Origin of the sequence: Rhodobaculum claviforme, from assembly GCF_016653255.1 — a bacterium.
Classification (GTDB): Bacteria; Pseudomonadota; Alphaproteobacteria; order Rhodobacterales; family Rhodobacteraceae; genus Rhodobaculum; species Rhodobaculum claviforme.
Map to the genome: position 1 here is coordinate 1 of NZ_NHSD01000072.1, position 4,442 is coordinate 4,442.

The window sequence follows — 4,442 nt, forward strand, 5'->3', positions numbered from 1 at the left end:
AGCGCCACACCCCACCCCATGCGGCGCCCCTGCGCCCACAGGCCGGGGCGCGCGCCCTGCGCGCTCTGCGCGGCGGTGATCCAGGCCAGCAGGTTGCGCCGTGATACCGCCAGCCGCACGGCGGTGCGCACGATGGCATCGCCCATCCGAAACGCCGTATCAGGCAGGAAGGTGATCCCCAGCACGATCTGCACCACCGCCGCGCGCGCGTCCGCGCCAAGGGCCGCGACATGGCTGCGCGCGGTGATGCCGGCGCGCCCCGGCAGCACCACGAACGGCAGCGGCAACAGATGCGGCAGCGCCAGCATCCCCAGCACCGCCAGCGTCCAGCCCGCCGCCAGCGGCGGCGCCATCAGCCACCCCGTCGCCAGCGCCGCCAGCGTCAGCGGCGGCGTCAGCGACCGGCGCAGGTTGTCGGTGATCTTCCATCGGCCCAGCCCCGGCATCGCCCGCCGCCCCAGCAGCCACGGCAGCAGTTGCCAGTCCCCGCGCACCCAGCGGTCCTGCCGGCGCGCGGCGACATCGTGGCGGGTGGGAAATTCCTCGACCACCTCGATGTCCGAGACGAGGCCCGCGCGCGCAAAGATCCCCTCGAACAGGTCATGGCTGAGCATGGTGTTCTCCGGCACCCGACCGGCCAGCGCCCCGGCAAAGGCGTCGACGTCATAGATGCCCTTGCCGGTGAACGACCCCTCGTCGAACAGGTCCTGATAGACATCCGAGATCGCCGCCGCATAGGCGTCGATCCCGGCGTGCCCCGCATTGATCCGCTGGAACACCGAGCCTTCGGCACCCACCGCCAGCGCCGGCGTGACGCGCGGCTGCAAGATGCCATGGCCGCGTGTCACCCGCCCCAGCGCGGGGTCCAGCCGGGGACGGTTCAGCGGGTGGGCCATCTTGCCGATCAGCCGCCGCACGGTGTCGCGCAAGAGCCGCGTGTCGGCATCCAGCGTGATGACGAAGCGCACGCCGCCGGGCACGGTGGCGGGCGCGACGAAGCTGGTGTCCGTCGCCCCGCGCAGCAGGCGGTTGAGCTCGGCCAGCTTGCCGCGCTTGCGCTCCCAGCCCATCCACACCCCCATCGAGGGGTTCCACTGCCGCCGCCGGTGCAGGAACACGAAACGCGCCCCGTCCTGCGACGGATGCGCCGCGTTCAGCCGGGCGATGGCCGCGGTGGCCATCGCGATCAGCCCGGCGTCCTGCGGTTCGGTTTCGGTGGCGGCATCCCGCCCGTCGGAGACGAGCGCGTAATGCAGCGCCCCGCCGGTGCTGGACAGGTGATGGACCTCCAGCCGGGCGATGGCCTCGGCCACCTCGGCGGAACTGCTCAGCAGGACCGGCACCGCCACCAGACAGCGCAGATCGGGCGGGATGCCGTCGGCCAGCTCCAGCCCCGGCAGGCGGCGCGGCGCGACCAGGCGCGTGACCGCCAGATTGACCAGAGCCACGCCCGCCTCCAGCGCAAGCCCCAGCCCGAGCACGGCCAGGGCGACCGCGCCCCAGCCCTGTGCCCCCGACACCCAGGCAGCCAGCGCCAGGATCGCCAGCGCGGCCACGGCGGTCGCACCCAGATAGCCCGCAAGCCCCGTCCGCGCCACGATCCGCATCGCCCGCGCGCCCGGCCGCGGCAGATGGCCGATGTCGCGCTCCAGCGTCGCGGTGCCTGCGCCGATCAGCCAGTGCCCGGGATCGCGGGTGGTGTCGTCGTGGCCATCGGCGGCCCGCGCCAGGGCGGCGGCGGCGACCTCGGCCTCGGGGATGGCGGCGCCGCGCGCCAGCGTCTCGATCGCGGTGCGATAGAGGTTGCGCGTTGCGAAATCCAGCGCGGCGAAATCCGAGCCGGCGCGCAGCTGTGCGTCGACCGGGCTGACCTCCTCGAACAGGTCCTGCCAGTCCATCTCGGAGATCAGCCGCATGCTGGTGACGATGTTGCGCATGGTCACGTTGGAGGCGCCCTGCCGCTGCTGGGCGCGCAGGATCACCGCGTCGCTGGTGATGTCCTGTGCCGCCAGCCGATCATCCAGCCAGCCGCACAGCGGGGTGCGCACAGGGTCGCAGCCGCGCAGCCGTTTGGCGATCCGCGCCGCGAGGATCTCCGGCAGCGGCGCGCCCTCCAGCGGTGCCACCGCCTGCGCCAGCCGCAGCGCCGGCGGGGGGGCGTCGCCGGTGCACGGCGCCAGCAGGGCGTCCACCACCCGGTCGGCCTGGGCGCGCTGCTCATGGGCGGCCATGATTTCATCGGACAGCCGGCGTGCGTTCTCGATCAGCACGATGCGCAGGGTGATCGCCACCGCCCACAGCTCTCCGATCGTCAGCGGCGCCACCGTCTGATAGGCGCGCACGAAGCGGGCCAGGACCGGCGGGTTGAGCAGGCTGTCGCCGTGGGCGACATAGGCCCAGGCGATGCCGAGGACCCGCGGATACCCCGCGAACGGTCCCTCGGCCAGCTTCGGCAGCTGGCGATAGTATCCCGGCGGCAGGTCGTCGCGGATCTGCTGCACCTGCTGTTCGATCAGGTGAAAGTTGTCCAGCAGCCATTCGGCGGCGGGCGTGATCGAGCGTCGCGCCTGCACCGTCTGCGCGCAGGCGCGATAGGCCGCCAGCAGGCGGTCGGCATTCGCATCCACCCGCGCGGCGAGCGGCATCACGCGGATGCGCCGGGACGTGACCGGCTGGGCGCGCGCAAGCGAGATCGCGTGATGTTCCAGGCGCTCGGCCCCGAACAGGTCGGCGCGAATGACGTCGGTGTCCCGCCACAGGTCCACGCGCGCGGACCGTCGGCCCGCGCGCGTGTCCCATCCGAGCGCCGCCCGCAGGGCCTGCGGCATCACCATGCGGTCGGCGAGGTGTCACCACCGGCGCCCGGATCACCCATGCCCGCGGGGGCAGGGCCGGGCGATCGCGGTGCTGCATGCGCGGGGCGCCGGGCGGTCTTGCCCGCCGCCGGGTCGCCCAGGTCCGCGCGGATGCGGCGGGTCATCGTGGTCCATTCTTCCTCGATCTTGTCCCAGTTCATGGGCGGGTCCTTTCCGACAAGAGGGCGGCGCGGTGCCGCGGACGGCCCGCACCGGCGGGACGGGGGCGCCGTCGATACGCAACGTCGCGCCACAGCCCCGCACGGGCCGTTGTCACGGTGCGCCCATGCGTCACGGGCGGGCCCGGCAGCGCTGCCATGACACCCGCCAGCGCGCTCATCCTACAGGGCGGTGGCGGTGTCGGGACTGATGCATGTTGTATGCCGGGCGGGTGGCAAGGCGGACCTGCGTGCGGGGCCCTGCACGGGTCCTGCACGGGCCCTGCACGGGGCCTGCACGGGGCGTTGCGCAGGGCGGTGCGCATCCGTGGCGCGATGCGCCGCTGCGCGGGCCTGGTCGCGCCCGCGCTGTCGGGGCGTGCTGTCGGGGCCGTGCCGCAGGCTCGGGCGGCCGGACGTGACGCCGCCCTCCGGTGCCATGCGGGCGTTTTCGGCCCGGCTGGGACCCTGCTGTGGGGGGCTGGATGTCACGGCGGCTGATGGCAGCCGCTGCGGGACGGGGGTGCCTGGTCGCCGCGCGCATCACCGCCATGGCACCGACCACCGGGTCCTGCCGTCATCGCGAGGTGTCCGCCCGTCGCCGGTGCTGTCTGGTGTGGCCGGTCCGGTGTGGGTGGTCCGGCGAGGGTGGTCGGGCGGGGGTGGTCGGGCCGTGGCAGTCCGAAGGCTGGCATCCGGGGCGCGCGCCGGGCAGGCGCGACCGGGGGGCCGCGCAGGGCTCAGCCCTTGCGATAGACGAGCAGTCGGTTGTCGGCGGGCATGGTGCGCACGGGTTCGGCGGTGAACCCTTGCGCCGCCGCCGCGGCATCCACCGCCCCTCGGTCGCGCAGGCCCCAGTTCGGGTTGCGCTGGCGCAGGTCGGCGTCGAACGCGGCGTTGCCGGGTCCGGTGAAGCGGCCGCCGTCGTTGAACGGGCCGTAGATCAGCAGACGCCCGCCCGGTGCCAGCCGCGCGGCCGCCCCGGCGATCAGGCCCAGCGTCGCCGCCCACGGTGCGATATGGGTCAGGTTCGCGGCGAACACCCCATCGACCGGATCGCCGGGCCAGGGGGGATGGGCGGCGTCGATCCGCATCGGCGGCGGGACCCGATCCGCAAGCTCCGGGCACAGCGCCCGCCAGGCGTTGATGGCGGCCTGGCCATCCGCCGTCGCCTCGGTGGGGATCCAGGTGACATGCGGCAGGGCGCGGGCCATCCACAGCGCGTGTTCGCCCGTGCCCGAGGCGACCTCCAGCACGGTGCAGGGCCGGGCAGGGAGGAGTTCGGCCAGCGCATCGCGGATCGGCGCACGGTTGCGCGCGGTTGCGGGGGCGTGGCGCAGGCCGGGATGACGCGCCACGGTCGCGGCCGGATCGGCGAGGGGGTCCGTCGGGGCAGGGCGGGCGGTCATGGCGGTCTCCGTGGCCTGGG

Annotated in this window: 3 protein-coding genes; all 3 read right to left on the reverse strand. The window is 74.2% G+C overall.

Features of this window, described 5'->3' with window-relative positions:
• The coding region (locus tag CCR87_RS17435; protein ID WP_476748496.1) for a glycosyltransferase family protein at positions 1–2,765 on the reverse strand (2,765 nt) is incomplete at its 3' end.
• Between the two features lie 62 nt (positions 2,766–2,827).
• On the reverse strand, positions 2,828–3,016 hold the full coding sequence (locus CCR87_RS01175) for a hypothetical protein (protein ID WP_201155499.1): 189 nt from the start codon (positions 3,014–3,016) through the stop codon (positions 2,828–2,830).
• A 737-nt stretch (positions 3,017–3,753) separates the two neighbouring features.
• Positions 3,754–4,442: DUF938 domain-containing protein (locus CCR87_RS01180; RefSeq protein ID WP_207186506.1), on the reverse strand; the 689-nt coding region annotated here is incomplete at its 5' end.